Annotated in this window: 23 protein-coding genes; 13 read left to right on the top strand and 10 right to left on the bottom strand. The window is 61.0% G+C overall.

Going from position 1 to position 26,233, the window contains the following annotated elements; genetic code table 11:
- Positions 1-14 precede the first annotated feature (14 nt).
- Both fabI and LQK84_RS08345 read left to right on the top strand, forming a co-directional pair.
- Positions 15-833: an enoyl-ACP reductase FabI gene (gene fabI / locus LQK84_RS08350; RefSeq protein ID WP_230828227.1), complete on the top strand. Its 819-nt coding sequence runs from the start codon at positions 15-17 to the stop codon at positions 831-833.
- Between the two features lie 11 nt (positions 834-844).
- On the top strand, positions 845-1,447 hold the full coding sequence (locus LQK84_RS08345) for a histidine phosphatase family protein (RefSeq protein WP_230828310.1): 603 nt from the start codon (positions 845-847) through the stop codon (positions 1,445-1,447).
- Between the two features lie 13 nt (positions 1,448-1,460).
- On the opposite strand, the gene LQK84_RS08340 is transcribed toward LQK84_RS08345, so the two are convergent.
- A complete protein-coding gene (locus LQK84_RS08340) occupies positions 1,461-1,715 on the bottom strand; it encodes a DUF1344 domain-containing protein (protein WP_230828226.1) in 255 nt (84 codons plus the stop codon).
- A 308-nt stretch (positions 1,716-2,023) separates the two neighbouring features.
- Between LQK84_RS08340 and LQK84_RS08335 the strand changes: the two genes are divergently transcribed.
- From LQK84_RS08335 to LQK84_RS08325, 3 genes are all read left to right on the top strand, one after another.
- Positions 2,024-5,650 (top strand): bifunctional diguanylate cyclase/phosphodiesterase, encoded by a 3,627-nt coding sequence (locus LQK84_RS08335; RefSeq protein WP_230828225.1) that lies wholly within the window; start codon positions 2,024-2,026, stop codon positions 5,648-5,650.
- 78 nt (positions 5,651-5,728) lie between these two features.
- Positions 5,729-6,826: a chorismate synthase gene (gene aroC, locus LQK84_RS08330; protein ID WP_230828224.1), complete on the top strand. Its 1,098-nt coding sequence runs from the start codon at positions 5,729-5,731 to the stop codon at positions 6,824-6,826.
- 57 nt (positions 6,827-6,883) lie between these two features.
- Positions 6,884-7,024, top strand: a complete 141-nt coding sequence (locus tag LQK84_RS08325; protein ID WP_442966922.1) for a LuxR C-terminal-related transcriptional regulator — start codon at positions 6,884-6,886, stop codon at positions 7,022-7,024.
- 63 nt (positions 7,025-7,087) lie between these two features.
- On the opposite strand, the gene LQK84_RS08320 is transcribed toward LQK84_RS08325, so the two are convergent.
- The 3 genes from LQK84_RS08320 to LQK84_RS08310 all read right to left on the bottom strand — a co-directional run bounded on the left by LQK84_RS08320 (position 7,088) and on the right by LQK84_RS08310 (position 11,136).
- Positions 7,088-7,903 (bottom strand): gamma-glutamyl-gamma-aminobutyrate hydrolase family protein, encoded by an 816-nt coding sequence (locus tag LQK84_RS08320; RefSeq protein WP_230828223.1) that lies wholly within the window; start codon positions 7,901-7,903, stop codon positions 7,088-7,090.
- A 145-nt stretch (positions 7,904-8,048) separates the two neighbouring features.
- The gene (locus LQK84_RS08315; protein ID WP_230828222.1) at positions 8,049-9,245 is read right to left on the bottom strand and encodes a winged helix-turn-helix domain-containing protein; all 1,197 of its coding nucleotides are present in this window, start codon (positions 9,243-9,245) and stop codon (positions 8,049-8,051) included.
- 253 nt (positions 9,246-9,498) lie between these two features.
- Positions 9,499-11,136 carry an HNH endonuclease gene (locus tag LQK84_RS08310; RefSeq protein ID WP_230828221.1) on the bottom strand — a complete coding sequence of 546 codons (1,638 nt, stop codon included), beginning with the start codon at positions 11,134-11,136 and terminating at the stop codon, positions 9,499-9,501.
- Positions 11,137-11,330: 194 nt separating this feature from the next.
- Between LQK84_RS08310 and LQK84_RS08305 the strand changes: the two genes are divergently transcribed.
- Positions 11,331-12,284, top strand: coding sequence for a hypothetical protein (locus LQK84_RS08305; protein ID WP_230828220.1), 954 nt, complete (start codon positions 11,331-11,333; stop codon positions 12,282-12,284).
- Here the strand turns inward: LQK84_RS08305 and LQK84_RS08300 are convergent.
- Positions 12,272-12,712 (bottom strand): DUF1284 domain-containing protein, encoded by a 441-nt coding sequence (locus LQK84_RS08300; protein ID WP_230828219.1) that lies wholly within the window; start codon positions 12,710-12,712, stop codon positions 12,272-12,274. The two genes, LQK84_RS08305 and LQK84_RS08300, sit on opposite strands and share 13 nt — an antisense overlap.
- Positions 12,713-12,804: 92 nt before the next feature.
- On the opposite strand from LQK84_RS08300, the gene LQK84_RS08295 reads away from it, so the two are divergent.
- The 5 genes from LQK84_RS08295 (at position 12,805) to LQK84_RS08275 (ending at position 16,102) form a co-directional block, all read left to right on the top strand.
- Positions 12,805-13,485: an energy-coupling factor ABC transporter ATP-binding protein gene (locus LQK84_RS08295; protein ID WP_230828218.1), complete on the top strand. Its 681-nt coding sequence runs from the start codon at positions 12,805-12,807 to the stop codon at positions 13,483-13,485.
- On the top strand, positions 13,479-14,084 hold the full coding sequence (locus tag LQK84_RS08290) for an energy-coupling factor transporter transmembrane component T family protein (protein WP_230828217.1): 606 nt from the start codon (positions 13,479-13,481) through the stop codon (positions 14,082-14,084). Before LQK84_RS08295 ends, LQK84_RS08290 begins: the two co-directional genes overlap by 7 nt.
- A 36-nt stretch (positions 14,085-14,120) precedes the next feature.
- A complete protein-coding gene (locus LQK84_RS08285; protein ID WP_230828216.1) occupies positions 14,121-14,684 on the top strand; it encodes a biotin transporter BioY in 564 nt (187 codons plus the stop codon).
- A gap of 228 nt (positions 14,685-14,912) precedes the next feature.
- Entirely contained in the window at positions 14,913-15,845 is a 933-nt protein-coding gene (locus tag LQK84_RS08280; RefSeq protein ID WP_230828215.1) for a histone deacetylase family protein, read from the top strand.
- A 2-nt stretch (positions 15,846-15,847) separates the two neighbouring features.
- A complete protein-coding gene (locus LQK84_RS08275) occupies positions 15,848-16,102 on the top strand; it encodes an exodeoxyribonuclease VII small subunit (protein WP_230828214.1) in 255 nt (84 codons plus the stop codon).
- 28 nt (positions 16,103-16,130) lie between these two features.
- Here the strand turns inward: LQK84_RS08275 and LQK84_RS08270 are convergent, their stop codons facing one another.
- Genes LQK84_RS08270 through LQK84_RS08260 form a run of 3 tightly spaced genes read right to left on the bottom strand, consistent with a single transcriptional unit; the run spans position 16,131 to position 19,273 of the window.
- Entirely contained in the window at positions 16,131-17,693 is a 1,563-nt protein-coding gene (locus LQK84_RS08270) for a DHA2 family efflux MFS transporter permease subunit (protein WP_230828213.1), read from the bottom strand.
- The gene (locus LQK84_RS08265; protein ID WP_230828212.1) at positions 17,686-18,870 is read right to left on the bottom strand and encodes an HlyD family secretion protein; all 1,185 of its coding nucleotides are present in this window, start codon (positions 18,868-18,870) and stop codon (positions 17,686-17,688) included. The genes LQK84_RS08270 and LQK84_RS08265 overlap by 8 nt, the downstream gene beginning before the upstream one ends.
- A complete protein-coding gene (locus LQK84_RS08260) occupies positions 18,863-19,273 on the bottom strand; it encodes a MarR family winged helix-turn-helix transcriptional regulator (RefSeq protein ID WP_230828211.1) in 411 nt (136 codons plus the stop codon). Before LQK84_RS08260 ends, LQK84_RS08265 begins: the two co-directional genes overlap by 8 nt.
- A gap of 277 nt (positions 19,274-19,550) precedes the next feature.
- On the opposite strand from LQK84_RS08260, the gene LQK84_RS08255 reads away from it, so the two are divergent.
- Complete coding sequence (locus tag LQK84_RS08255) at positions 19,551-20,474, top strand: pirin family protein (RefSeq protein WP_230828210.1); 924 nt, start codon at positions 19,551-19,553, stop codon at positions 20,472-20,474.
- Positions 20,475-20,706: 232 nt separating this feature from the next.
- The gene (dxs, locus tag LQK84_RS08250; RefSeq protein ID WP_230828209.1) at positions 20,707-22,620 is read left to right on the top strand and encodes a 1-deoxy-D-xylulose-5-phosphate synthase; all 1,914 of its coding nucleotides are present in this window, start codon (positions 20,707-20,709) and stop codon (positions 22,618-22,620) included.
- Between the two features lie 528 nt (positions 22,621-23,148).
- On the opposite strand, the gene LQK84_RS08245 is transcribed toward dxs, so the two are convergent.
- Positions 23,149-24,177, bottom strand: coding sequence for a DUF4424 domain-containing protein (locus tag LQK84_RS08245; protein ID WP_230828208.1), 1,029 nt, complete (start codon positions 24,175-24,177; stop codon positions 23,149-23,151).
- A 78-nt stretch (positions 24,178-24,255) separates the two neighbouring features.
- On the bottom strand, positions 24,256-26,106 hold the full coding sequence (locus LQK84_RS08240) for a methyl-accepting chemotaxis protein (RefSeq protein ID WP_230828207.1): 1,851 nt from the start codon (positions 26,104-26,106) through the stop codon (positions 24,256-24,258).
- Positions 26,107-26,233: the final 127 nt, after the last annotated feature.

The raw sequence follows: 26,233 nt of genomic DNA, 5'->3' as shown, positions 1-26,233 counted from the left end.
ACGGAGAGCATTCCATGGTCCAAACAGGCGGCTTGATGCAGGGCAAGCGCGGCGTCATCATGGGCGTGGCCAACAATCGTTCGATCGCCTGGGGCATCGCCAAGGCCTGCGCCGACGCCGGCGCCGAGATCGCCCTCACCTGGCAGGGCGATGCGCTGAAGAAGCGCGTCGAGCCGCTGGCCGCCGAGATCGGCGCCTTCATGGCCGGCGACTGCGACGTGACGGACATGGCCTCCATCGATGCGGTCTTCGAGGCCATCGAAAAGCACTGGGGCAAGATCGACTTCCTCGTGCATGCCATCGCCTATTCCGACAAGGAAGAGCTGACCGGCCGCTATGTCGACACGACCCGCGACAACTTCCTGAAGTCGATGGACATTTCGGTCTACTCGTTCACCGCCGTGGCGCAGCGCGCCGACCGGATCATGAACGACGGCGGCTCGATGGTGACGCTGACCTATTACGGCGCCGAAAAGGTCATGCCGAACTATAACGTCATGGGCGTTGCTAAGGCAGCGCTTGAGGCGAGCGTGCGCTACATGGCGGTCGATCTCGGCGGTCGCGGCATCCGCGTCAACGCGATCTCGGCCGGCCCGATCAAGACGCTTGCCGCCTCGGGCATCGGCGACTTCCGCTACATTCTCAAGTGGAACGAATACAACGCGCCGCTCAAGCGCAACGTCTCGCTCGACGAGGTCGGCCGCTCGGGCCTCTACCTCCTCTCCGATCTTTCGACCGGTGTCACCGGTGAAATCCATCACTGCGATTCCGGCTACCATTCGATCGGCATGAAGTCGGTCGACGCGCCGGACATCTCGGTGGTCAAGGACTGAGACCGGTGCCCATGATCCCCGACGTTCCGATCTACCTGATCCGCCACGGACAGACGGACTGGAACGCCGAGGGCCGGTTCCAGGGCCAGCATGACATTCCGCTCAACGCGATCGGTCGTGGCCAGGCGAGCCGCAACGGCGCGCTCCTGCAGTCGCTGATCGGCGATCGCGTCGCCGACTTCGCCTTCGTTTCAAGCCCGATGACCCGCACCCGCCAGACGATGGAACTCGTGCGCACGGCCATGGGCATCGAGCCTTCGGCCTATGCCACGAATGAGGCGCTGGTCGAACTGTGCTTCGGCGACTGGGAAGGCCGGACGCTGGCCGAACTGAAGACACTCTTTCCCGAGGCGATGCATCGCCGGGAAGCCGACAAGTGGAATTTCGTGCCGCCCGGCGAAAGGGCCGAAAGCTACGAGATCCTCTCGTGGCGCGTGTCGGGATGGCTGGAATCGGTGAAGGGACCGACCGTCTGCGTGACCCATGGCGGCGTCATGCGCTCCGTCATCAAGCTCTGCTCCGCAACCGGGGCCATCGAGGCCTCGGAAACCGATATACGCCAGGACAGCATTCTAAGCCTGCGGGCCGGCGTTCTCACCTGGATCGCGGCCTGAGCTAATCTTCTGATTATTCGGTCTGGAGATCGTCGATGACGCGCTTGCCGTCATTCGTCGAATAATAGATCACGACCTTCACGCCCGGCTTCAGACCATCGAAGTTGAACTCCGACGGGGTCATGTAGGTCTTGCCGTCGCTCAGCGTGATCGAGCCCTTGTCCTTGTCGATGGCAGTGATCTCGCCCGATGTGTCATCGCTATCGGCCAGTGCCAGCGTCGGCATGACGAGCAGGGCGAGAGACATGGCTATGACGGTCTTTTTCATCAAGGGCTCTTTCCGGGTTTGTGAGCGAGGCCGGGCGAAGAAGTCTTACAGTGCGCAATCGGCCTTATCTATCGGGGACCCGCATCGCAGGCGGGAGTTATCCCCGGATTTCAGGCATCAAGATCGCCAACCTGAGTGTTTAGTGCTTCGCGATTGTGGCGGAATTTATACGCGGCGCGCCGGCGGACCCGACAAGACAGCCTCGCACAACCTATCAATGCAAGGCCTTCTTAATAAACAGACCGTAATAATCGACTTGTCACACACTATTCCCTCTCAAGATGTTTTCAAACAGGACCGCGGCGGCGTTGCGTTCGATAGCAAAAGAGGGGCATCATGGCGGTTGGCTTGCCTATGCCCAGATATTCGTTGCCGCGCTGTCGCTCTCGGTGGCCGCCTATTTCCTCGACCGAAATTATGAGGAAACGCATGCCGACCAGTTGCGCCTGAAGGCAGCCTCCACGCTCGCGCTGAAGCAGGAGACGCTCGCCCAACGCATCCAGTTCGAGCTGGCCTCGGTGGTTGCAATCCGCAAGAGCATCTCGGAGATGCCGGATATCGGCATGGATGATTTCGCTGCCGTGGCGCAATCGGTGATGCGCGACAATCCGGACATCATGTATATCTGCGCAAAGAGCCTGACGGGCGTTGCGCTCGAGGTCGGACGGGACGGATACGCGCCGATAAAGCCGGATCCCCGATCCCTGCCCAGACCGCGGAATGATTACCTCCTGAGCTCCTCGCGCAGTCTCGAAGCTGCAAGCCTCGGCCCCGTCGTCCACATGGAGCCCGCCGGCTACGCCCTCAGGCTTTCGATCCCGGTCTTCTCCAACCACGTCGACACGATCGTCCATTGGGGATCGATCACGGCTTATATCGATCCGGAAAAACTTTTCCTCAAGACCGGCATCCTGCAGCCCGATGAGCGCTACCGCGTCGCGCTGAAGGTCGCCGGGCAGACCGATGACGCACTGGCGCCGTTCTTCAGCGAGGAGGATGTCCGAAGCGTATTCCACAGACATCCCGTCCGGATGTCGCTGAACGTCCTGTCCGACACCTGGAACCTCGCCGCCGTGCCGGTCGACGGCTGGGGACGCTCGACAGCGCTGACCTGGACATCCCGGGGCGTGCTTCTGGCCATCGGGATCATCGTCCTCCTGCCCTTCTTCCGAAGCCTCAGGCTGCGGAGGCTGAACGAGCAAAGCCAGGCGGCGCTCGCCCGCCGCGAAATCCTGCTCCAGCGCCTGACCAAGCGCCTTGATCTCGCGCTCGGCAGCTACCAGTGCGGCGTATGGGAAGCTGCCATCGCGTCGGGCGAAGTCTACTGGGACGAGCGCATGCAGGATCTGCATGGAGTGCACGGCCGGCCCGACTGGGTCACGAGGGAGAACTGGCAGTCCCTTATCCACCCCGATGACATGAAGCGCACCGTCGAAGGCATGGAGCGGGTGGCTTCGCAACAGGGCAATCTTTCGCTGACCGTGAGGATCATTCGTCCCGACGGGGCCGTCCGTATCCTGCAATATGTCGCCCAGCTGAATAACCAAGGGGGCGACAAACGTCTCTACGGCATCGCACTCGACATCACCGAGGACGCCGCCCTGAACGAAGAGCTTCGGCTCGCAAAGCAGGAAAGCGAGCGCAAGAATGTCGAGCTCGAACGCGCCCTCTTGCAGCTTTCAGCCAACGAGCGCGATCTGCGCCTCGTCTCCGAACGTCTCAATCTCGCGATGAAAGCCTACGGATGCGGGATCTGGGAAAGCAATCTCGACACGCAGACCCATTACTGGGACGCGCGGATGCACGAGCTTTACAATTTTCCGGTTACCGACGGGAAGACCAACCGGGAAAGGTGGCTTTCACGCGTTCATCCGGAGGACCGGGAACGCGCGCTTGCTGGACGCCTGGAGGCTGCCGCGCGCGGCGGGCACTATTCCGCGACCTACAGAATCATGCCGACGCCTGACACGGTCCGGCACCTGCGGGTGATGGGCATCGTGCACACCCCGCCCGGTGAACAGCGCAGGTTCATCGGCCTTGCCGTCGACGCCACGGACGACATCGAATTGCAACGGGCCCTTGACGCCGCCCGGCGCGAAGCGGAAGCGAAAAACCGCGAGCTTGAGGCTGCGCTTGCCCGGCTTTCGGGTCGCGAAGCCGACCTGCAGGAGCTGACGCAGCGCTTCCAGCTGGCCATCGAGGCATCGGGTTACGGCATCTGGGAAGCCGACATCGAAAGCGGCATCGCCGTCTGGGATCGGCGGATGCACGAGTATTTCGAGGTCCCCTATGTCGATGGACGGAACGACGACGAAAGCTTCCTCCGACGCCTCCATCCCGAGGATCGGGAGAGGGTGGAAGCGTCCGTGCACGAGGCAATCGAGCACGGATCCCACTATTCGTGCGGGTATCGCATCATCACCAGCGATGGCAGCATTCGCCATCTGCAGGCCATGGGACAGACGCACCGGGCTGCCGACGGAAAGCTGAAATTCATCGGCATCGCGCTGGACGTCACGGAGCCGCATCAGAAGAACGAGGCTCTTCTGGCGGCAAAGAACGATGCCGAGGCCAAGCGCGCCGAGCTTGAGGCCATGCATGCCATGCTGCAGCATAATGCCACACACGACCCGTTGACCGGCCTGCACAACAGGCGGGCGCTCGACGAAGCGCTGGAGCGGCTTGCGGACGAGCCACAGGATCCGCAGAAGCGGGTAACCCTGCTGCACATCGACCTCGACCGCTTCAAGCAGATCAACGACACGCTGGGCCACGCCGCCGGCGACGCCATGCTGGTTCATGCGGCGAACGTGCTGCGCAAAAACACGCGCAAGAATGATCTCGTTGCCCGTATCGGCGGCGACGAATTCGTGGTGCTGGTGCAGAACAACGCCACGAACAAGGATATCGCCACCCTTGCCGGCCGGATCATCGACCGGATGAACATCCCGCTCGACTATCAGGGCCAGGAATGCCGCTTTGGCGTTTCGATCGGCATTGCGCGCGAACAGACCCGGCGCAGCTCGGTGAAGCAGCTTCTGGTCAACGCCGATATCGCGCTCTATCGGGCCAAGGCGCATGGGCGAAACCGCTTCGAATTCTTCACGTCCAACCTGCAGGCCGAGATCAGGCGCAACAAGACGCTGGCCGACCAGATCCTGCGCGGACTTGAGAACCGGGAATTCGTGGCCTGGTATCAGCCGCAATTCTGCGCCAAGACCCACGCCCTGACCGGCATGGAAGCGCTGGTGCGCTGGAACCATCCGGAACGCGGCCTGCTGACGCCCGATCATTTCCTCAAGAACGCCGAGGAGATCAACGCGCTGGCGACCATCGACAGCCAGGTGCTGGAACAGGCGATGACCGACCGCCTCGCCTGGGCCGCGAAGGGCTTCATCGTGCCGAAGATCTCGGTGAATGTCTCCGCCCGCCGGCTGCGCGACGACCAGCTGGTCAAGTCGCTGAAGGATCTGGCCATCTCGCCCGGGCAGATCGCCTTCGAACTGGTGGAATCCATCTATCTCGACGACGACGACGACGTCATCACCCGCAATATCCGTCGCCTGAAGAGCCTTGGCATCGATATCGAGATCGACGATTTCGGCACCGGCCACACCTCGATCGTCAGCTTGCTGAAACTCGAGCCGAAACGACTGAAGATCGACCGCCAGCTGGTGCAGCCGATGCTTACCTCGTCACGCGAGTTCTCCCTCGTTCGCTCCATCATCGATATCGGGACGTCGCTCGACATCGAGACGGTCGCCGAGGGTGTCGAAAGCATGACACATGCAATCCGCCTGCAGGAACTGGGCTGTTCGGTGCTCCAGGGCTATGCATTTGCAAAGCCGCTGCCGGCGGCGGATATAGTGGACTTCGTGGCAAGGGCCCCCTGGACGAAGGTCCGCGAGATGCCGTTCCTCGCCAGCGCGATCTGACCTGCGTTGCCGCTTTTCTTTTCGAGGCGGGCGCTTTAAGAGAGGCCCACATTACAAGAGAGACTTGGTGGGCTTTTCATGTCGCACAATACGTTCGGACATCTTTTCCGGGTCACGACCTGGGGCGAAAGCCACGGACCGGCCCTCGGCTGCGTGATCGACGGCTGCCCGCCCGGCATTCGCTTCACGCTGGCTGAAATCCAGGCGTTCATGGACAAGCGCAAGCCCGGCCAGTCGCGTTTCGTCACGCAGCGGCGCGAGGAGGACCTTGTGAAGGTTCTCTCCGGCGTACTGCCTGAAGACGATGGCGAGACGCTGGTGACGACGGGAACGCCCGTTTCCATGCTGATCGAGAACACCGACCAGCGCTCCAAGGACTATGGCGAGATCGCAACGCGCTACCGCCCCGGCCATGCCGACTATGCCTATGACGTGAAATACGGCATCCGCGACTATCGCGGCGGCGGGCGTTCGTCTGCCCGCGAGACGGCAGCCCGCGTTGCTGCCGGTGCGCTGGCCCGCAAGGTCGTGCCGGGCGTCATCGTGCGCGCGGCCCTCGTGCAGATCGGCAAGATCAAGATCAACCGCGAGAACTGGGACTGGGATCAGGTCGACCAGAACCCGTTCTTTGCGCCGGATGCGGCCATCGTGCCCGTTTGGGAAGAGTATCTCGACGGCATCCGCAAGGCGGGCTCTTCCGTCGGCGCCGTCATCGAAGTGGTGGCGGAGGGCGTGCCGGCCGGTCTTGGCGCGCCGATCTATGCCAAGCTTGACCAGGACATTGCCTCGAACCTCATGTCGATCAATGCCGTGAAGGGCGTCGAGATCGGCAACGGCTTTGGCGCCGCCGAAATCACCGGCGAGGAAAACGCCGACGAGATGCGCATGGGCAATGACGGCATGCCGATCTTCCTGTCCAACCACGCCGGTGGCGTTCTGGGCGGCATTTCGACCGGCCAGCCGGTGATCGCGCGCTTTGCCGTGAAGCCGACCTCCTCGATCCTGACCGAGCGTCTTTCGATCGACAAGGACGGCAACAATGTCTCCGTCCGCACCAAGGGTCGCCACGACCCCTGCGTCGGCATCCGCGCCGTGCCGATCGGCGAGGCCATGGTCGCCTGCACCATTGCAGACCACTTCCTGCGCGATCGCGGGCAGACCGGGAAAGTGCGTTAAGGCGAGAGGTTAACCCCTCGCCTTCTCCCCAGCCCGCATGGAGCGCCATGCAGATCGTTGGCCATTGCGCAGGCGACGGGCATTTCGGAAGGCACGGTGAAGGTGCATCGGCGGCATGCCTATGCGACGCTGACTATTTCCTCGCAGGCCGAGCTTTTCTCGCTCGCCGCCCGGCATCTGGCGGGCGAGGCGGTGTGAGGCATGTCGAGCGAAAGCCTGGCAAGGTTTTGCGGCAACGACTTGCGAAAGCGAGAACCAGCCTCAGCGCGCTGCGACGCCCTTGACCCGCTCAGTCACGCCGCCGCCGAGACGAGCGGCGCGATAGGCGCGCGCTGCCTCGCCGAAGCTCTCGAAGAGAGCGCGATTGATCGGATTGGTCTGCGGGTCGTATTCGGCATGCCACTGCACGCCGAGCGCAAAATCCTTGGCCTCGCGCATGCGGATCGCTTCAATCGTTCCGTCATCGGCAACGCCCTCGACGACGATCCTGTCGCCAAGATCGAGAATGCCCTGCCCGTGCAGCGAATTCACGCGGATCTTGTCACTGCCAAACATGCCGGCAAAGATGCCGCCGGGCGTGAGATCGACGCCATGACGGTCGGCGAAAACCACTTCGGGGTCGGGGTGCACCTCGCCCGTTTCCAGCCGCGGCATGCGGTGATTGATGCGTCCGGGAAGCTCGCGGATTTCCGGATGCAGCGTCGCGCCGCCCGCGACCGCCATTTCCTGGAAGCCCCGGCAAATGCCGAATACGGGCACGCCGCGCGCCACGCAGGCGTCGATCAGCGGCAGCGCAATGCTGTCGCGCTCCTCGTCATAGGGCTCATGCCTAGGGTTCGGCTCCATGCCGAAGTGGCGCGGATGGACATTGGCCCGCGCGCCGGTGAGCAGCACACCATCCACGACCTCCAGCAGCGCCTCGATATCGGTGATCGCCGGGTGCGCCGCAAACATCAGCGGCAACCCGCCCATCACATCCGTCACCGCCGCCATGTTGCGGTCGCCGACGACCTGGACCGGGAAACGGTCTTCAATCGAGTATCTATTGCCAATAATGCCGATGACAGGGCGGGACATGGGAAAGCTCGCAATGCAGCCGGTCGCGCAGGGACGCTGCGAGCGGCTTGTTCATACAAGTGTTATGTAGGAACAAGTTTATGCGCAATGCAACATGCGAACCACCCGAAAAGCCGCGCAAATGGTCGATGCAGCGTTCACCGGTTCAGGAAGACGCCATCCAGCCATCGCCAAGCACGACCTCCTCGACTCCGGCAAAGCCGGCGACGCGGTTCAGTTCAGCCATCAGCTTGTCCATGCGGCCGGCGGACGGGCGGACACCCCTCTCCCACCAGAGCTTGCGGACATTGAGCCGGCCCACCTTCCGGTCGGCCTTCATGTCGATGCGGCCAATCATGCGGTCGCCTTCCAGGAGCGGGAAGACATAGTAGCCATATTCGCGCTTCGGCTCGGGCACGAAGATTTCGATGCGGTAGCGGAAGCCGAAGAGGCGCTCGGCGCGGTCGCGGTCGCGCAGGAGCGGATCGAAGGGGCTGAGCACCCGCACCCGCGAAGGCGGCTCGGGCCAGTCGTCCGGGTTGGCCGAGAGGCCCCGGAAGGCGAAGGCGGCGCGGGGTTTGCCGCCGTCGATGGGGGCTATCTCCACCGGCTCCAGTTCGTCGCGATGCGCCGTCACCCAGGCCTTCGCCTCCTCCGGCGAGACGAGCGCAAAGAAGGCAGCGATCTCGCCATGGGTGGCGAAGCCCAGCCTTGTCAGCGCCGCGCGGCAGGCCCAGTCGACAAAGGCCTCGTGGCTCACTTCGGCCTCAAGCGCGTGGGCGGGGATTACGCGCTCTGCGAGGTCATAGACCTTCTGGAAATTCTCGCGCCGCGAAATCGCAAGCTTGCCGGTGTGCCAGTAGAATTCCAGCGCGGTCTTGGAAGGATGCCATTCCCACCAGCCGCCGGACTTGTGATCCTCCGCCTTCACCTCACGCGCCAGCAATTCGCCGCCATCGCGGATACGCGCCATGGTCTCCTCGAAGGCGCTGTCAAAGCCCTGCCCATGCCATTTCGCCCAGCGCTCGCGCATGGACAGCTCCTTGCGGGCGAAACGATGCTTCCAATAGGGAAAGAATTCGACCGGCAGGATCGAGGCATCATGCGTCCAATGCTCAAACAGCCGCCGGTCCTCCTCGATCAGCTTGCGCAAATGCTCGCGATCGAAGGTCTGGTTGCGCGAAAAGACGATCTGCTCATGGGCGCGCACGACCGTTGCAATGCTGTCCACCTGCACGAAGCCGAGATCGTGGATGAGGTTGTAGAGCCCTTCTCGATCGAGCGCGCGGCCGGGATGGGCGGAAAGGCCCTGGCGGGCGAGGAAGATGCGGCGGGCGGTGAGGTTGGGGATGGGTGTGGGCATGAGGCATTAAGGCATATGTTCATGCTTTGTTCAAGACACATTCAATCGAGCGGCAAGGTCGCGACCCACTTCGAGATCTCGGGCTCCGGATGAGTAATCACAAAAAAGAGCTATTGCCTCCCAGCGAAAGCCTTCGAACCATTTCAGGCCAAGAGCCGTTTGTCTTCAATAGTTTAGCTATTTTAACGCGGCCCTTAGCACGCTCTGAATGTGCAGGCCACATCTTTTCTGAGTCACTACGTACTACATAAACCTAAGAACTGTGACCTCGAAAGCGTTCCAATTGCGTCGATACAGTGTCGGGGCTTATCAGGCCGCTCTTCAACTCTCTCTCATATGCGCGAAATTTGCTGGCTTTTTGCCGTCTTTGTTCGGAGTTTTCGGGTCGAATGATTGGGGCCGTATAGAAGCCTTCGATCACCAAATTCCGAGCATCTGAAACATCGATCTGTATAGCGTCACCGTACTCGAGTTTTATTTCTCTGTGGATTTCCGACCCGTCTATTTTTATAGAGATCAATTTCGATATTTCATTGTCAAACTCTGCTATTATTATACTTGAAAGATCGAAACAATCTAAGTCCTCAGCAACAATTTTACCATTTGATTTATCAAACAGCGTCTTAATAAACTCCATCGCACCTGAATTCTTATTTACACCAAACAAATGCGGACAAGAACCACACATCCATTCCCTAGAGATTAAGAAAAGAGTGTCCGGCCTTAGTTCTTCGAATGCAGCTTCGTAATCTTCATTCTCCTTTTTGTAGCTGATGCTTTTAGGTATATAAAGCTGAGAACACGTAGAGAAATCGGCATCTACGCCCGTCGAATTCATTATAATCCGGGTAACTGTATCGCCATTGTAGATTTCGTTGAATGCTGGCCCAACCTCAAATTGATATGACGTTGGATTATAGTCAATAGGCCCCGCAATCACGCCTAAGAACAGGCTTAGGCTCATCTCTTTTTCTAAAATTATATTGTTAACAGCAAACAAATCTCTAAGTTCTGAAGTGTCAAAAATATCACTCCCGCATAGCGGGTTCATTGAGAACGGCTGATTGTTCAATGAGGTTATTTGTACTGGCTTAGGATCCAGATTCAGGATTTGGGCAAACACGAAATAAGGTCGTCTCGTGTGAAAATCGATTCCCCAACCCGATCCACCACATGCTTCTGAAAAATAGCTCATACTAGCGACTTCTTCAATCGCTGCCCCGTGTCGGATTAGTTGGTTCGCAAATGGATCTTTCAGCTTTGCCGCATCGAACATACGCTGACTTACAGGAGCATACTGCCTACCGCGAAACTCTGGATTTGCTTCGATTAATGTTTTCCGAGATTCATACCATTCATCTCCGTATCCATCTGTCTCTGAGTCCTGAACAGCATGCCCATAGAGGCTGCAGAAGCTATAAAACTGTTTCTTGAGTTTCGGTGTATTCAACCACAACGAGGACTTCAACGGTGAGCTAGAATCGAGATCAAGAGCTTTTGCAGCAGTTTCACGATCAGCAGTTAAATAGTAGCGACAAATCAATTTGTGATCAGGATCTTGTGCAGACACCTGATCTGGGTGATTACGAACGTGAAGAAACCATCTTTCTTTGTGCCCTCTTAATTCATCTGGACTAAATTTAGTCCCACGAGGGTGATTTGTATTGTAGTGGCCGGCTGCACAGTGACAATCGAAACACAGTACAATACCGTTATCGTAGCTGTCTTCACCACCGTCTGCTCTTGGGATTATATGGTGCACTTCAACACCAACACCCTTGTAACGGTGACACACACAGCATCTTCGAGCAGAATCGACCATAAGCTGCTTTTTTACAGAGCTTGAAAACGACATCCATCGACCCGCGCGTTGTTTCTTGATGAGTATCACGGCAGAATGTCCTCATCAATGGCTCGCTCTACCTTTAGATGTAGCCACGCCAATCCAATGCGGCTCAGAATTGCCGCTGTGGCGAACGATCGACCCCATCTTCCCATGCAATCAAAGCTCCCCCGAACAAAACCCACCCCCTGCCCGTCATAGGCAAAACCGATTATGATCCATCCATTCCGGAGGGCGGGGCGATGTGGGATTTTGATATTGGCAGGACGGTTGGCATCATGGCGCGGACGATGCCGTTCATTCTTTTGCGCATGGCGGTCTATTTCGGCATTACGCTGGCCTATATCGTCGGCACCGGCGGTGGCGCGGGGCTGGGCTACGGGATCGGGCATATCAGCGCCGACCCGACGGGCTATTCGGTCTGGGGCGGGATCATCGGCTTCGGGATCGTCTCGGCGGGCGTCTACTGGGTGCGGGAATATATTCTCTACACGATCAAGGCCGGGCATATCGCGGTGATCGTTGAGATGCTGGACGGCAAGCCGATGCCTGAGGGCAAGAGCCAGATTGCGCATGCGACCGACACGGTGAAGGCGCGTTTTGCAGAGATGAACGTGCTCTTCGTGCTCGACCAGCTGATCAAGGGCGTGATCCGGGCGCTGACCGGGATCATCGGCGGGGTGGCGTGGCTCATCCCCATCCCGGGGCTCGAAGGGATTGCGCGTTTCATCAACACGGTCATCCGCCTGTCGCTGACCTATGTCGACGAGATCATCCTGGGCTACAATATGCGCATCGACAGCCAGAACCCCTGGGAAACGTCGCGGCAGGGCCTCGTGCTCTATGCACAGAACGGCAAGACGATGGTGAAGAACGCCGTCTGGCTCTCGGTCTTCCTCTGGGTGCTGGCGATCGCGGTCTTCGTCGTCATGCTGGCGCCGGCGGGGGCGATTGCCTATCTGTTTCCCGGCGCGCTGTCCGGCTGGGGCATCGTGCTCGCCATCATCTTCGCCTGGGCTTTCAAGGCGGCTGTGCTGGAGCCCTTTGCGATCACGGCGCTGATGCAGGTCTATTTCAAAGTGATCGAAGGCCAGAGGCCGAACCCGGAATGGGACGCGCGGCTGGCGTCTGCATCGACCAAATTCCGCGAGCTGAAGGATCGCGCCCTTGGCGCAGGCGGAACTCAGGCGGCGTGAGCGCCCTTGAGCAGCGTGTGCGCATAGCCGCTTTGCGCAATCTCATCGCACACCGCCCGCCAGCGGCAAAGGCCACAGGCGGCGCGGCTTTCGCCGGTGAGGAAGGCGGCGCGTAGCTGGGCGACCTTCTCCGCGTCGAGCGCGAAGGCTTCGTCCAGCCCATGACCCAGCACGGCGGCGGTCGCCTTCTCTGCCATCTCATCCAGTGCTGCGGTCTCCGGCTTGGCGCAATCGTGGTTGCAGGCGGCGCGGTCGGCAGGGGTCAGGGCACCGCAGATGTCGTCGGGGCCGGCGTGGAGGATGACCTTGGCGCCGGCGTTGATGCGCATCGCGACGGCGGTCATGTTTTCGACGAAGGCGGGCGTGTAGCCGAGGCCCTTGTAGGTCAGGAGACAGAGGAAATGGTGGCCGCGCAGGCGGATCGTCACCGGTTCTTGTGCGGCATTGCAACATGGTTCTGTTTGCAAACGATCCATCCTTGGCTATAGACGCTTCAGCTTGTCATGGAGACTGTAGCGCGTTGGACATCCGTTTTTCCGATTGTTCGGTGAAATTCAAGACGCATGTCGCGCTTCACCCCTTCTCGCTGACATTGTCGGAACGCCGCATCGGCATTATCGGGCTGAACGGCTCGGGCAAGACGACATTTGCCAAGCTGATCGACGGGCTGGTCAAGCCGACCTCCGGGACCGTGACGGTCAACGGGCTTGATACGGTCAAGGATGCCAAGGCGGTGCTGACCGTTGCCGGCTTCATCTTCCAGAACCCGGCGCAGCAGCTCATCATGCCGCAGGTCATGGAAGATATCGTCTTCGGGCTGAAGGCGCACGGGCTGAAACCGGCGGAGGCCGAGGCGCGGGCTTTAGCCGCGCTTGCCCGCTTCGGCATCGAGGCTTTGGGGCCGCGCCGGGTGCATGAGCTTTCGGGCGGCGAATTGCAGCTGGCGGCGATTGCCAGCGTGTCGGCCACGGGGCCGGATATTTTGATCTTTGACGAGCCGGTGAACCAGCTCGACCTGAGGAACCGCCGGCGCGTCGTGGATGCGATCCATGCGCTTTCCGAAAACGCCATCGTCATCAGCCATGACCTGCCGCTGATCGAGGATTTCGACCGGGTTCTGGTGTTCCATGAAGGCCGCATCGTCTTCGACGGTCTGCCGGCGGCTGCGATTGCGTATTACCGGGAGATCGCGGGATGCTGACGAGCCTCTATGTCGAGGGCGACACGTTTCTGCATCGCCAGCGGCCGGGCGCGAAGCTGGCGCTGATCCTCGTTCTCGGGCTGGCGCTTTATCTCACCGAGCGGATGGCGGTGCAGGCGGTGGCCATGGCCATCACCGGGGCGATCTATTTCAGCCTGCCGATGACGTTTCGCGAGGCGCTTTACCGGCTGAAGCCGGTGCTGTTCACGATTGCCGTGCTCGGGCTCATCAACATCTGGCTTCTCTCGCCGCAGGAGGCGGCCGTCTCGACGCTCAGGCTGCTGGCGGTCGTGTTTCTGGCGGCGGCGGTGACGGCAACGACGCGGATTGCCGATTTCATGGAGACGATCACCTGGGCGCTGCAGCCGGCTGAAAGGCTGGGGATTGTTCGCGCGGCCGATGTCAGTCTCGCTTTGGGGCTTGTGCTTCGCTTCCTGCCGGATATCTTCGCCCACTATGAAGGGCTGAAACAGGCGCATGCGGCACGCGGCATCGCGTTTCGTCCGGTGCGGGCCATCGGGCCATTGATCATTCTGGCGTTGAAGGATGCGGACGCGATTGCGGACGCCATCGACGCAAGGGGAATAAGAGGACGCTAGCTCCCCGGAGCCGCGCCCCACAACGGAGAGAAAATCATGACCACCAAGGATATCGTGCTTGTGGCGCTGTTTGCCGCCATCATCGTTGCGCTCGGCTTCCTGCCGCCGATTACGCTGGCCTTCATTCCGGTGCCAATCACGGCGCAGTCCATGGGCGTCATGCTGGCCGGCTGCGTGCTCGGCGCAAAGCGCGGCGCTGCCGCAGCTCTGCTGCTGCTGGTGCTTGTTGCCATCGGTTTGCCGGTTCTTTCCGGCGGACGCGGCGGGCTCAACGTCTTCACCGGCCCCACGGGGGGCTATGCGGTCGGCTTTGTCTTTGCCGCCTATGTCACGGGCCTGCTCGCCGAACGCATGGTACGCGAGGGCCAGCCGGAAGTCCGCCAGTTTGCCGGCTTCTTCCTCGCCGCGATCGTCGGCGGGATTTTCGTCGACTACGCCTTCGGCATTGCCTGGCTCTGCTTCTCGACCGGCATGCCGCTTGCCAAGGCGCTGTATCTCAACCTCACCTTTGTCCCCGGCGACCTGATCAAGGCAGGCATTGCGACGCTGGCCGCGCGTGCGGTGCTGGCGGGCTATCCAATGCTGCCGTCGCGGGCTTGAGAAGGCCAGAGAGGATTGGTCCTCTCCCCTTGTGGGAGAGGACGCGATTTCAACATCTTAGCTTTAGCTAAGTGTTAGAAATCGCCGGTGAGGGGTCAGTTTTTGGCACTGTGGCCATTCACCCCTCACCAAGCCTGCCAAACCAATCGGCTACGCCTCTTGGGGCAGGCTATCCTCTCCCACAAGGGGAGAGGAGAAGACCCCTCCCACCCAGACAGGTTTCGCGCCATGACAACACGGCTTTACGAGCATTCGATCTTTCTGGAGCATGAGGTTCCGGAAGGCCATCCGGAGCGGCCGGATCGGCTGCGGGCGCTGAACGAGGCGCTGAGCCATCCGAATTTCGAGCCGCTCGACCGCAAGGAAGCGCCGATTGCCAATGAGGATGCGGTTCTGCTGGCGCATCCGGAAGAGCATCTCTTTGCCGTCATGCGCGCCATGCCGGAGGAAGACGGCGAGTTAAACCAGATCGAGAACGACACCTATGCCGGCGTGAAGAGCCTGAAGGCCGCCTTTACCGCCGTTGGCGGGGCGATGGCCGCGGTGGACGATGTGATCTCCGGCAGCCATGACAATGCCTTCGTCGCCTCGCGCCCGCCCGGCCACCATGCCGAGCGCATGCGCGCCATGGGCTTCTGCTTTTTCAACAATGCCGCGATTGCCGCGCGCCATGCGCAGCAGAAGCACGGGCTGGAGCGCATCGCGATCATCGACTGGGACGTGCATCACGGCAACGGCACGCAGGATATCTTCGAGGCCGACCGTTCAGTGCTTTACTGCTCGACGCATCAGATGCCGCTTTATCCGGGCACGGGCAAGAAGGATGAAGTGGGCGTCGGCAATATCGTCAATGCGCCGCTTTCGGCCAATACCGGGTCGGACCATTTCCGCGAGGCCTTCAAGGATCGCGTGCTGCCGGCGATCCGCAATTTCTCACCGGACCTGATCATCATCTCGGCCGGGTTCGATGCGCATCACCGCGATCCGCTGGCGCAGATCAATCTCGTGGCCGACGATTTCGACTGGGCGACGGGGAAACTCATGGATATGGCGGGGGACTTTGCGGGAAACCGTCTCGTCAGCCTGCTTGAAGGCGGCTATGACCTTCAGGGACTGGCCGAATCGGCCGGCGCGCATATCTACAGGCTCATGAAAGGATGACCATGACGGACACCGCAAAACCGGCCGACATCAAGGGCCTTTCGTTCGAACAGGCCGTGGCCGAGCTTGAAAGCATAGTCTCGCGTCTGGAGCGCGGCGACGTGGCGCTCGACCAGTCGATCGCCATTTACGAGCGCGGCGAAGCGCTGAAGAAACATTGCGAGACGCTGCTTTCGGCGGCTGAAGCGCGCATCGAGAAAATCCGTCTCGACCGTGCCGGCAAGCCGCAGGGCACGGAGCCGCTGGACGGGCAGTAAGCCCGTCCGCCGTGAGCCTTGTCAGGCCTTATTCCATCACCACTTCCATCGCCTCTTCGCGATCCGCCTCGGAGGCGGAGCGTTTCGGCGGCTGCAGCAGAAGCAGCAGCGGCATCACGGCAATCGACATCAGCATCAGCAGCTTGAAGTCATCGGCATAGGCGATGATCGTCGATTGCAGGGTGACGAGACCGTCGAGCGCTGAAAGCCCGGCCGGCGTGTTCGGGTTCAGCCCCGCATGGGCGAGCGCCTGAAGCGACTGGTTGAACGGGGTCAGCGCCGCGCCGATTTCGGCGTGATTGACCTGGATGTTCGAGGTCAGCAGCGCCGACACCACCGCGATGCCCACGCTCGATCCGATATTGCGCGACAGGTTATAGAGACCGGTCCCGTCGCCGCGCATATGCGCCGGCAGCGTTGCAAAGGCGATCGTGGTCAGCGGCACGAAGAGGAGGCCGAGACCCGCGCCCTGGATGAAGCCAACCCAGATGATTTCCCATTGCGAGATATCGGGTGTCCAGCCGGTCATGACATACATGGCGAAGGCGGTCACGGCGAGCCCGGCAAAAAGCAGGATGCGCGTATCGATCTTGCCGATGGCGCGGCCGACGAACATCATGCAGAGCATGGTACCGATACCGCGCGGCCCCATGACGAGACCCGCCGTGATGACCGGATAGCCCATCAGCGTTTGCAGATAGGGCGTCAGCAGCGCGAGCGACGCGAGCAGCACCACGCCGACGACGAAGATGAACAGCATGCTCACCGCGAAGTTCCGGTCGAGGAAGAGGCGCGGATTGACGAAGGACTGTTCCGAGGTCAGCGTGTGCACGACGAGCAGATAGAAGGCGCCGGCGGCCATGATCGTCTCGACGATGATTTCCCCTGACGAGAACCAGTCGAGCTGCGAGCCGCGGTCGAGCATGAGCTGAAGCGCGCCGATGGCCAGCGACAGCATGCCGAAGCCGAACCAGTCGAGCTTGGCCTTCGCGTTGATCTCGGTTTCCTTGACAAAGGTGGCGATGCCCATGACGGCGAGAATGCCGATCGGGACGTTGATGTAGAAGACCCAGCGCCAGCTGAGGTGTTCCGTCAGCCAGCCGCCGATGACGGGGCCGAGGATCGGCCCGACCATGACGGACACGCCGAACATGGCCATGGCACGGCCGCGCTCTTCAGCCGAATAGATGTCGAGCAGGATGCTTTGCGAGAGCGGCACGAGGGCTGCACCGAAAAAGCCCTGCATGAGACGGAAGGCGACGATCTGGGTGATCGACTGGGCCAGACCGCACAGGATCGAGGAGACGACGAAGCCGACGATGCCGATCGACAGGATACGCTTGCGGCCAAACTTGGCGGCCAGAAATCCCGACGGCGGCGTCATGATGGCGGCGGCGACGATATAGGAGGTGAGAACCCAGTTGATCTGGTCGGCGCTGGCCGACACGCTGCCCTGGATATAGGGCAGCGCGACGTTGGCAATCGTCGTGTCCAGCGCCTGCATGATAACCGCGAGGATCACGCAGGCGGCGATGGCACCGCGATTGGCAACCGGCGTAAACGGCGCCGATATGGCAGCGGCGTTACTCATGGGCGTAGGCCGTGCTGCGTCCCAGGAGGTCTTCGACGAATTGCGGCAGGCCGCGCGCATGGTTCGTGTCGATGTCGACCTCGGTGCTCATGCCGGCGCGCAGCTGCGGCTTGCCGTCTTCAGCCTTGACGGCGACACGCATGGGAATGCGCTGCACGACCTTCACCCAGTTGCCGGAAGAATTCTGGGCCGGCAGGAGCGAGAAGCTGGAGGCGGAAGCCGGGCTGACGCTGGCGACCTCGCCCTTCCAGGTCACGCCCGGATAGGCGTCGATCGAGATCGTCACCGGCTGGCCGGGCTTCACATAGGTCAGCTCGGTTTCCTTCGGATTGGCTTCGATCCACATGTCCTTCGTCGAGACGAGCGAGAAGGCCGTCTGCGCCGGCTGCAGATAGCTGCCGATCTGGATGGCATTCACATTGGTGGCGACGCCATCAAAGGGCGCCTTGACGGTCGTGTGGTCGAGCTGGCGCTGCGCGTCTTCGACGGCGGCCTGCGCCTGCATGTATTCGGGGAACTGCTCCAGCGGCAGGTCGACATTGCCGTTCAGCTTGGCAAGTGTTGCAGCGGCTTCGGCCTTGGCGACATCGACCTTCTGCTTGGCCGATTCCAGATCGTGGCTGGCCTGATCCAGCGTCGCCTTGGAGGCGGTGGCGGAGGAGACCAGCTTCTGGGCGCGGGCATAGGCGTCTTCAAAGAAGGGAAGGTCAGCCTGGGCCTGGACGATCTGCGCCTGATCCTGGGCGTAGGTTGCCTTCAGCGTCAGCAGATCGTTGCGCGCGGCATCGACCTTGGCCTTCGCGCCGTCCAGCGCGATCTGGTAGCTGGCCGGGTCGAGCTTGTAGAGCACCTGGCCGGCCGTCACCTTCTCGTTGTCATGAACCTCGATCGACTTGATCGTACCGCCGACATCGGTCGAGACACCGGCGATCCGGGCCTGCACATAGGCATTGTCGACCGTGACCAGCTGGCCGCCGGTGACATAATAGTAGCCGCCGACGACGAGGGCGATGGGGAGTGCGGCAAAGAGAAGGCCGCGCACGCGCGAGCGCTTCGACTTGGCTGCGGGGATTGCAGCGGGTGCGGCGCTGCCGGTGGCTTCGGACGTGTTGGCCTGGCGCTCCATCTTGGCGGCGCCTGCATCTTCACCCTGGCGGATCTTCACTGGCTCAGACATTTTTCTTCTCGACTTCCGCTGCCGGCCGGCAGCCTTTGCTCAGGTTTGATTTCATGGTTTCCAGCATTTCCAGCATCCGTCGCTGGTCCGTTTCGGAAATGCCATCCATAGCTTCAGCACCGGTTTCGGTTGCCATGCCGCGCATCTCACCGAGCAGGCTGCGCGCCCGCTCCGTCATGTAGAGCAGCCAGATCCGCCGGTCGGTCTCGTGTTTGCGGCGTTCGACAAGGCCGTGCTCGGAGAGCTTGTCGATCAGCCGCATGAGCGTGATCGGCTCGACCTCCTGCATCTCGGCAAGCGCCTTCTGGTTGACGCCCTCGTTGCGCGACAGCAGCGCCAGCGTCTGCCATTGCGAGCGCGTCAGACCGACATGACGGGCACGCTGCTCGAATCGCTTGCGCATCAATCGCGCAACCTCGTGCAGCACCACTCCGATTGTCCGGTCTTCCGTTGGCATCGTATCGCCTGAAAAGATAAGCTTACTTATAATAAGGTAGCATATATAAATTATCTTGCGCTTTCGCAAGTGGGTGAGACAGCGCAAGCGCAAAATTCAGCGGAAGGTTGCCCGCCCGATCCGGGGAAAATTACGGGATGCTTACCGAATTGTTTCCGGGCAATTGCGCTTGCCGCCGGAGTGAGTAGTTTAGCAGCCAGAAATTTGATGAAAGGAAAGCGTGATGTCCTTCTTTCCCGGCCAGGATCCCGAACCCGGCGACGCCAGCGCCTGCGACGCAGTCGAACTGCTGATCGTGCCGCGCACCAGCGATATCGGCGGGCTGGAAGTGCGGCGCGCCCTGCCTTCGGCCAAACGCCGGCTCGTCGGGCCTTTCATCTTCTTCGACCGGATGGGGCCGGCGATCCTGAAGGCGGATGCGGCTCTCGATGTGCGCCCTCACCCGCATATCGGGCTTTCGACCGTCACCTATCTCTTCGACGGGCAGATCACGCACAAGGACAGCCTGGGCAATGACATGGTCATCCAGCCGGGCGACATCAACCTGATGACCGCCGGGCGTGGCATCGTGCATTCCGAGCGCTCGCCGGAAAAGCTGCGCGGCCATCCGCAATCAATCTCCGGCCTGCAGACGTGGCTGGCATTGCCGGACCAGCTGGAGGAAACCGATCCGAGCTTTGCGCATACCGAAGCCGCCGTGATGCCGGAATTTTCCGCGGCCGGGCTGCAGGGCCGGCTGGTGATCGGTGCCTATGAAGGCATGAAGTCGCCGGTGAAGGTGCCGACGGGGACGCTTTATCTCGACATCAAGCTTGAGCCCGGCGCGCGCTTTTCGCTCGCGCCCAAGTGGGAGGAGCGCGCGGCCTATGTTCTTTCCGGCACGGTGACGGTCGCGGGAACGACGTTCGAGGCCGACCAGCTGCTGGTCTTGAGCCCGCGCGATGCCATCCTGTTCGAAGCCGGGCCGCTCGGCGCGCATGTGATGTTCTTCGGCGGCGATGCGCTCAATTCGCATCGCTACATCTGGTGGAACTTCGTCTCCTCTTCCAAGGAGAGCATAGAACAGGCCAAGGAAGAGTGGAAAACGGGTCGTTTCGACATCGTGCCGGGTGACGAGGAAGAGTTCGTACCTTTGCCACAGGGGTGAAATGAATTATTATTAAGACGAGTGTTGGGCGTCATCGTCTTGCCGCTTTCAACGCAGAACACGATGGACTATAGGCAGTGGATTGCTTGACCGGGGACCCAACAGGCATGAAACGGGCATGAGTGGCGACAGTCCTGTCGGCTGACTTGCTTCCAGTATTTTTGTAAATGCGGTTCCGGAAAGAACACGGCGACGCAAGTTTGCCGGAATTGCTGTAGAAGGCCGAGATCCATTGACGAGCGTACCCTCCACCCCTCTGCTCGACACCGTCCATTATCCGGCGGACCTGAAACAGGTTGAAGACCGCGATCTGCCGCAGCTGGCTTCCGAGCTGCGCGCCGAGATGGTCGATGCCGTTTCCAAGACCGGCGGACATCTGGGCGCCGGGCTTGGCGTGGTGGAACTGACGATCGCGCTGCACAAGGTCTTCAACACGCCCGACGACCGCATCATCTTCGATGTCGGCCACCAGTGCTACCCGCACAAGATCCTGACCGGACGCCGCGAGCGCATCCGCACGCTGCGGCAGGAAGGCGGGCTTTCCGGCTTCACCAAGCGCGGCGAGAGCGAATACGATCCCTTCGGCGCCGGCCATTCCTCGACCTCGATCTCCGCCGGCCTCGGCATGGCTGTCGCCGCCGACCTGCAGGGCAGCGACCGGCGCGTGATTGCCGTGATCGGCGATGGCGCGATGTCGGCCGGCATGGCCTTCGAGGCGCTGAACAATGCCGGTGCGCTCGATGCGCGCCTCATTGTCATCCTTAACGACAACGACATGTCGATTGCCCCGCCGACGGGCGCGATGAGCGCCTATCTGGCCCGCCTCGCCTCGGGCCGCACCTATATGGGCGTGCGCGAATTCGGCAAGAAGCTGACGGCCTATCTTGGCAAGACGGTTGACCGCGCCATTACCCGCGCCGTCGAACACGCGCGCGGTTACGTCACCGGCGGCACGATGTTCGAGGAGCTCGGCTTCTACCATATCGGCCCGATCGACGGCCATTCCTTCGAACATCTCCTGCCCGTGCTGCGCAATGTGCGCGACAACCAGCAGGGTCCGGTGCTGATCCATGTCGTGACGCAGAAAGGCAAGGGCTATGCCCCGGCGGAAGCCGCCGCCGACAAGTATCACGGGGTCAACAAGTTCGACGTCATCACCGGGGCGCAGGCCAAGGTGAAGCCGAATGCGCCGAGCTACACGTCCGTCTTCGGCGAGACGCTGGTGCAGGAAGCCGCGAGCGACGACAAGATCGTGGCGATCACCGCCGCCATGCCCTCGGGCACCGGGCTCGACAAGTTTGCCGAGGCCTATCCGACGCGCACCTTCGACGTCGGCATTGCCGAGCAGCATGCCGTGACCTTTGCCGCCGGGCTTGCCTGCGACGGCATGAAGCCCTTTGCCGCGCTCTATTCGACCTTCCTGCAGCGCGCCTATGACCAGGTCGTGCATGACGTCGCCATCCAGAAGCTGCCCGTGCGCTTCCCCATCGACCGCGCCGGCTTTGTCGGCGCCGACGGGCCGACGCATGCGGGCTCGTTCGATACCGCCTATCTCGCGCTCCTGCCCGGCTTCGTCGTCATGGCGGCAAGCGACGAGGCGGAGCTGAAGCATATGGTGCGCACGGCGGTTGCCTATGACGAGGGCCCGATTTCCTTCCGCTATCCGCGCGGCGAAGGCGTCGGCATCGACATGCCGGAGCGCGGCGAGATTCTTGCGATCGGCAAGGGCCGCATCGCCAAGGAAGGCACCAAGGTCGCCCTCCTCTCGTTCGGCACGCGTCTGGCCGAATGTCTGCTGGCGGCGGAAGACCTGGAGGCTGCGGGTCTCTCGACCACGGTCGCCGACGCGCGCTTCGCCAAGCCGCTGGACGAGGACATGATCCGCCGGCTCGCCCGCGAGCACGAGGTTCTTGTGACCATCGAGGAAGGCTCGATTGGCGGCTTCGCCAGCCATGTGCTGCAATTCCTCGCCCGCGAAGGGCTGATCGACGGCGGGCTAAAGGTTCGCCCGATGGTTCTGCCGGATGTGTGGATGGATCAGGCCAAGCCCGAGGCGATGTATGCCAAGGCCGGGTTGGATCGCGCAGGCATCGTCAGGACGGTTTTTGAGGCGCTGGGCACGGCGCATCTGACGCAGCGAGCTTGAGGTGTTACGCCTCTGTCGCTGAGTTGAGCGCAAATAGTTTACAGCCTTCCGATCGTCGGGCCTTGGGCCAATGCGGTTGCCGCCTGCTTCAGGCAAAGCTCGCCCGCATGAATTTGTCACCAGTTTTTCCAATAATAATAAATATTATATATTGAACCTACATGAATAAAGCCGGACACAAAAATAAAGAACGGAATACCGAAGAAATACGTAGCCTTCTGGCTTAATCTGTACTTCTTCTCCTCCTCCGGATTTTGAATATCTTCACCACTATAGATATATATTCCAATATCTTTGAAAAATAAAAGCCGTTATCTAAATAAAATGTTGTCGGTCTTATAAATTTACAAATGAAATTAAATAAAATTGGGCCGGAAAAAATATACAACATAATCGCTTCGAGCAACTTCATTTTGAGACCAACATCCATTGTTCACCTCCTTTATATAAGTTGGTTGAGGCAACAAAATTGCATAGAAAATTACAGAAGCGACGGATGTTTCGCAATCCGGGATGCAGCCGCACTGTTCACTGCTGAAAATTCGCCGGCACCAGCAGCAGGATTTCCAGATCCCGCTCGGGATAGAAATCCGTCTTCTGCATTTCAAACGTCGTGGCGCCCGTCTTCTTGATGCCGTCGCCGCAGAGGCTGATGACGTTTTCCGGCTTGCCCTTGTCCACCGTCAGCGTGAACTTGCCGATGGGGCCGGCCCAGTTGTTGCCGGTCATCAGGATGTAGGAAATCCAGTTCTCGACATAGAGCGGACCCTTGTTTTCCTGATTTGCCTTCCAGCTCTTCTGGGCGATCTTGACCATGTTGTCGTCGAGGCAGTAGCGCTTGAGATAGTCGTTCCACTGCTCGCCCTTGGGCTGGCCGTTTTCGTCGAGATAGGTCACGTCAACCGTGCCGCCGACGCTGGTCTTGTAGCCGTGCTTGACGATCACATCCTTGCCGGCGGGATAGACGGTTTTCCACCAGTAGACGGAGCGCAGCGTCCAGTTCGAGGTCGGGTGATCCTTCATGCCCTTGCCGTCGTCCCACTGATCGACGCGCACCAGGCCAAGCGTCACGAGTTCGGCCAGCTTGTCGGCCGGCAGCTTCTCAAGTGCTGCAGTCGAGGCCTGCGAATTGGGGATGAGCGGAATGTTGAGCGCCTTCAGGCGGTCGGTCAGATCGACGCCATGGACCAGCGCCTGCTGCTGGAGTTCCGGTTTGATGTCCTTGCCGTCCTGGTTGACCGTGAAGCCGAGAAAGTTGTCGCCGGCATCGTAGTCGATCGCCACATTGATTTCGACGCCGCTCTCGAGGTCCGGCATCGGAAAGGCGACCAGCGACTCGATGTCCTTGTTCGCCTTGTTGTGGAAGCGATATTCGACCGTCACCTTTTCGGGCGAAACATAAAGCTTCTCTTCGGCCATCTCGATATCGTCGGTCTGGACGAATTCGAGGCCGCCGGTCTTCATCTGCGCGGTCGAGTCATTGGCAAGCGCCGGCGCGGCAACCGCTGAAAAGCCAACCGCCGCCAGAGCACACAGGGTTTGCGCTGTCTTCGTCATCACTGTCCATCCCCTCAAGTCGTGGACAGACGATAAGCACGGCGCAGGCCTTCGGGCAAGAGATCGGCCGGCAAGAGATCAGGCGGCGTCGCTGCGCCGGTCCGTCCGGTGGTCGCCGATCAGCCTGAACCGTCCCACCATTTCGCGCAGATGCGAGGCCTCGTTGGCGAGGCCTGTCGTCGATGCATCGGTGCGCTCCACCATGGACACGTTCTGCTGGGTGACGTGATCCAGCGTGCCGAGCGCGCGGTTCACGGCATCGAGGCTTGTAGACTGCTCGCCGCTTGCCTTGGTGATGGCATCCATCAACTCGTTGATCGAGACGATGTGGCCGCTGATCATGTTCAGCGCCTCGCCCGTGTCGCGGACATGGGCAACGCCACCGGCGACCTCGCGGGAGGAATTCTCGATCAGCGTCTTGATCTCGCGTGCAGCATCTGCCGAACGGCCGGCCAATGCGCGGACTTCCTGTGCCACGACCGCGAAGCCCTTGCCGGCATCGCCGGCGCGTGCGGCCTCGACGCCGGCATTCAGCGCCAGAAGATTGGTCTGGAAGGCAATCTCGTCGATGACGCTGATGATGTTGGCGATCTTGGCGGAGGACTCCTCGATGCGGCCCATCGCCTCTTCGGCGTTGGCCACCACGGTTCCGGACTTGCGGGCGCTGTCATTGGCCTGGGCTGCCACCGTGCGCGCTTCGGCAACACGCTTGGCGGAGGAGGCAACATGCTGGGTGATCTGAGCCAGCGCTTCCGTCGTCTCGTCGAGCGAGGCGGCCTGGCTTTCGGTGCGCTTCGAGAGTTCACCGACACCGGACGCAATCTCGCTGCTGCCCTGGTCGATCGAGCCGGCCGCGTCGCGGATCGCGACCAGCGTTTCGCCCAGCTGGCGCACGGATTCGTTGAAGTCCTTGCGCAACTCCTCGAATTCAGGCGCAAAGCGGCTATCGAGGCTGACGGAGAGATCGCCGGAGGCGAGACGTTTCAGCCCCCCGGCAAGGCCGGATGTGGCGATGCGCAGGCGCTCGGCTGCATCGGCCTCCGCCTTCTCCTGAGCGGCGAGGCGATCGGCCTCCGCCGTCAGGCGATGTTCTTCCGCCTCCTTTTCCAGCCGCTTGTTGGCGGCGGACGCGTCGCGGAAGACATCAAGCGAGCGGGCCAGCGCGCCGATTTCGTCCTTGCGCCGCGCCATGCCGGTCGAAATTGAGAGATCGCCGGCGGCAAGCCGGCTGGTCAGCGCGGCCAGACGGCGCAGCGGGCGCAATGTCGTAAGGCGCAGGAGGCCGAAGATCAGGATCAGCGTCACGGCCAGCGTGCCGACGCCGGTCAGGATACGGCCTTTCAGCCTCTCCTGCCAGGCGGCAAGATCGGGGCCGAGATCGACGGCGGCGCTGTAGACGCCCATGGCCTCGCCCGGCTGGATATCCATCATGCCGGTATGGCAGGTGCCGCAGCGCTCGTCGGCCGCACTCCCCTGCCCGAGAATGACGGGCCGCGAGAGTCGCAGCGTCGTTCCGTTCTCCACCGTCGCGGCACGCTCCCTGGAGGAGAGAACCTGCTTGTCGAACTCGTCATGCGCCGGCAATTGCCGGCTGCCCTGCTGCTTCTGGAAATTCATTACCTTGTCGGCCATGACGATCCAGATGCCGATGCCGGCATTGGACTTGGAAAACTGCGTCATCGTGCCGTTCAGCGTTTCCACCGCCGGGTCGCCATCCTCGATCTGGCCGCGATTGAGCATCGCCTGGACATGGACCGCCTCCAGCATGTCGAGGGCGGCATTGCCGCGCAGCTCGCCATTGGTCTCGATCCGCCGTCGGTCGCCGGCAATGTCGGTCGCGACCTTGAGGGCCTCGCCGGCGATCAGCACGGCGGATACGCTCAAGAGGATCTGCGCCGTCAGGGGAAGTGCACGAAGTCTGGACAACATGGGCAAGCTCCATCCGCTCCGCGTGGGAGCGAAGCCTTTGGTCTCAGACACTATCAAGGAATCCGTTAAGGGATGCTAAAATTCGAAATTGACAATTGTCAAATGACGTATGTTTTCAATGCCTTGT

Origin of the sequence: Rhizobium sp. C4, assembly GCF_021026315.1 — a bacterium.
GTDB lineage: Bacteria > Pseudomonadota > Alphaproteobacteria > Rhizobiales > Rhizobiaceae > Ensifer_A.
Note: the sequence above shows the minus strand (reverse complement) of the source record. Positions and strands in the feature narration are given on the sequence as shown.

Excerpts from the sequence above, each read along its gene's own strand:
- LQK84_RS08345 (WP_230828310.1), top strand. The coding sequence starts at position 845 with ATGATCCCCGACGTTCCGATCTACCTGATCCGCCACGGACAGACGGAC.
- LQK84_RS08240 (WP_230828207.1), bottom strand. The coding sequence starts at position 26,106 with ATGTTGTCCAGACTTCGTGCACTTCCCCTGACGGCGCAGATCCTCTTG.
- LQK84_RS08255 (WP_230828210.1), top strand. The coding sequence starts at position 19,551 with ATGTCCTTCTTTCCCGGCCAGGATCCCGAACCCGGCGACGCCAGCGCC.
- LQK84_RS08290 (WP_230828217.1), top strand. The coding sequence starts at position 13,479 with ATGCTGACGAGCCTCTATGTCGAGGGCGACACGTTTCTGCATCGCCAG.
- LQK84_RS08260 (WP_230828211.1), bottom strand. The coding sequence starts at position 19,273 with ATGCGCAAGCGATTCGAGCAGCGTGCCCGTCATGTCGGTCTGACGCGC.
- LQK84_RS08285 (WP_230828216.1), top strand. The coding sequence starts at position 14,121 with ATGACCACCAAGGATATCGTGCTTGTGGCGCTGTTTGCCGCCATCATC.
- LQK84_RS08245 (WP_230828208.1), bottom strand. The coding sequence starts at position 24,177 with ATGACGAAGACAGCGCAAACCCTGTGTGCTCTGGCGGCGGTTGGCTTT.
- LQK84_RS08275 (WP_230828214.1), top strand. The coding sequence starts at position 15,848 with ATGACGGACACCGCAAAACCGGCCGACATCAAGGGCCTTTCGTTCGAA.
- LQK84_RS08270 (WP_230828213.1), bottom strand. The coding sequence starts at position 17,693 with ATGAGTAACGCCGCTGCCATATCGGCGCCGTTTACGCCGGTTGCCAAT.
- LQK84_RS08320 (WP_230828223.1), bottom strand. The coding sequence starts at position 7,903 with ATGTCCCGCCCTGTCATCGGCATTATTGGCAATAGATACTCGATTGAA.
- LQK84_RS08340 (WP_230828226.1), bottom strand. The coding sequence starts at position 1,715 with ATGAAAAAGACCGTCATAGCCATGTCTCTCGCCCTGCTCGTCATGCCG.
- LQK84_RS08315 (WP_230828222.1), bottom strand. The coding sequence starts at position 9,245 with ATGCCCACACCCATCCCCAACCTCACCGCCCGCCGCATCTTCCTCGCC.
- LQK84_RS08280 (WP_230828215.1), top strand. The coding sequence starts at position 14,913 with ATGACAACACGGCTTTACGAGCATTCGATCTTTCTGGAGCATGAGGTT.
- fabI (WP_230828227.1), top strand. The coding sequence starts at position 15 with ATGGTCCAAACAGGCGGCTTGATGCAGGGCAAGCGCGGCGTCATCATG.
- LQK84_RS08305 (WP_230828220.1), top strand. The coding sequence starts at position 11,331 with ATGTGGGATTTTGATATTGGCAGGACGGTTGGCATCATGGCGCGGACG.
- aroC (WP_230828224.1), top strand. The coding sequence starts at position 5,729 with ATGTCGCACAATACGTTCGGACATCTTTTCCGGGTCACGACCTGGGGC.
- LQK84_RS08265 (WP_230828212.1), bottom strand. The coding sequence starts at position 18,870 with ATGTCTGAGCCAGTGAAGATCCGCCAGGGTGAAGATGCAGGCGCCGCC.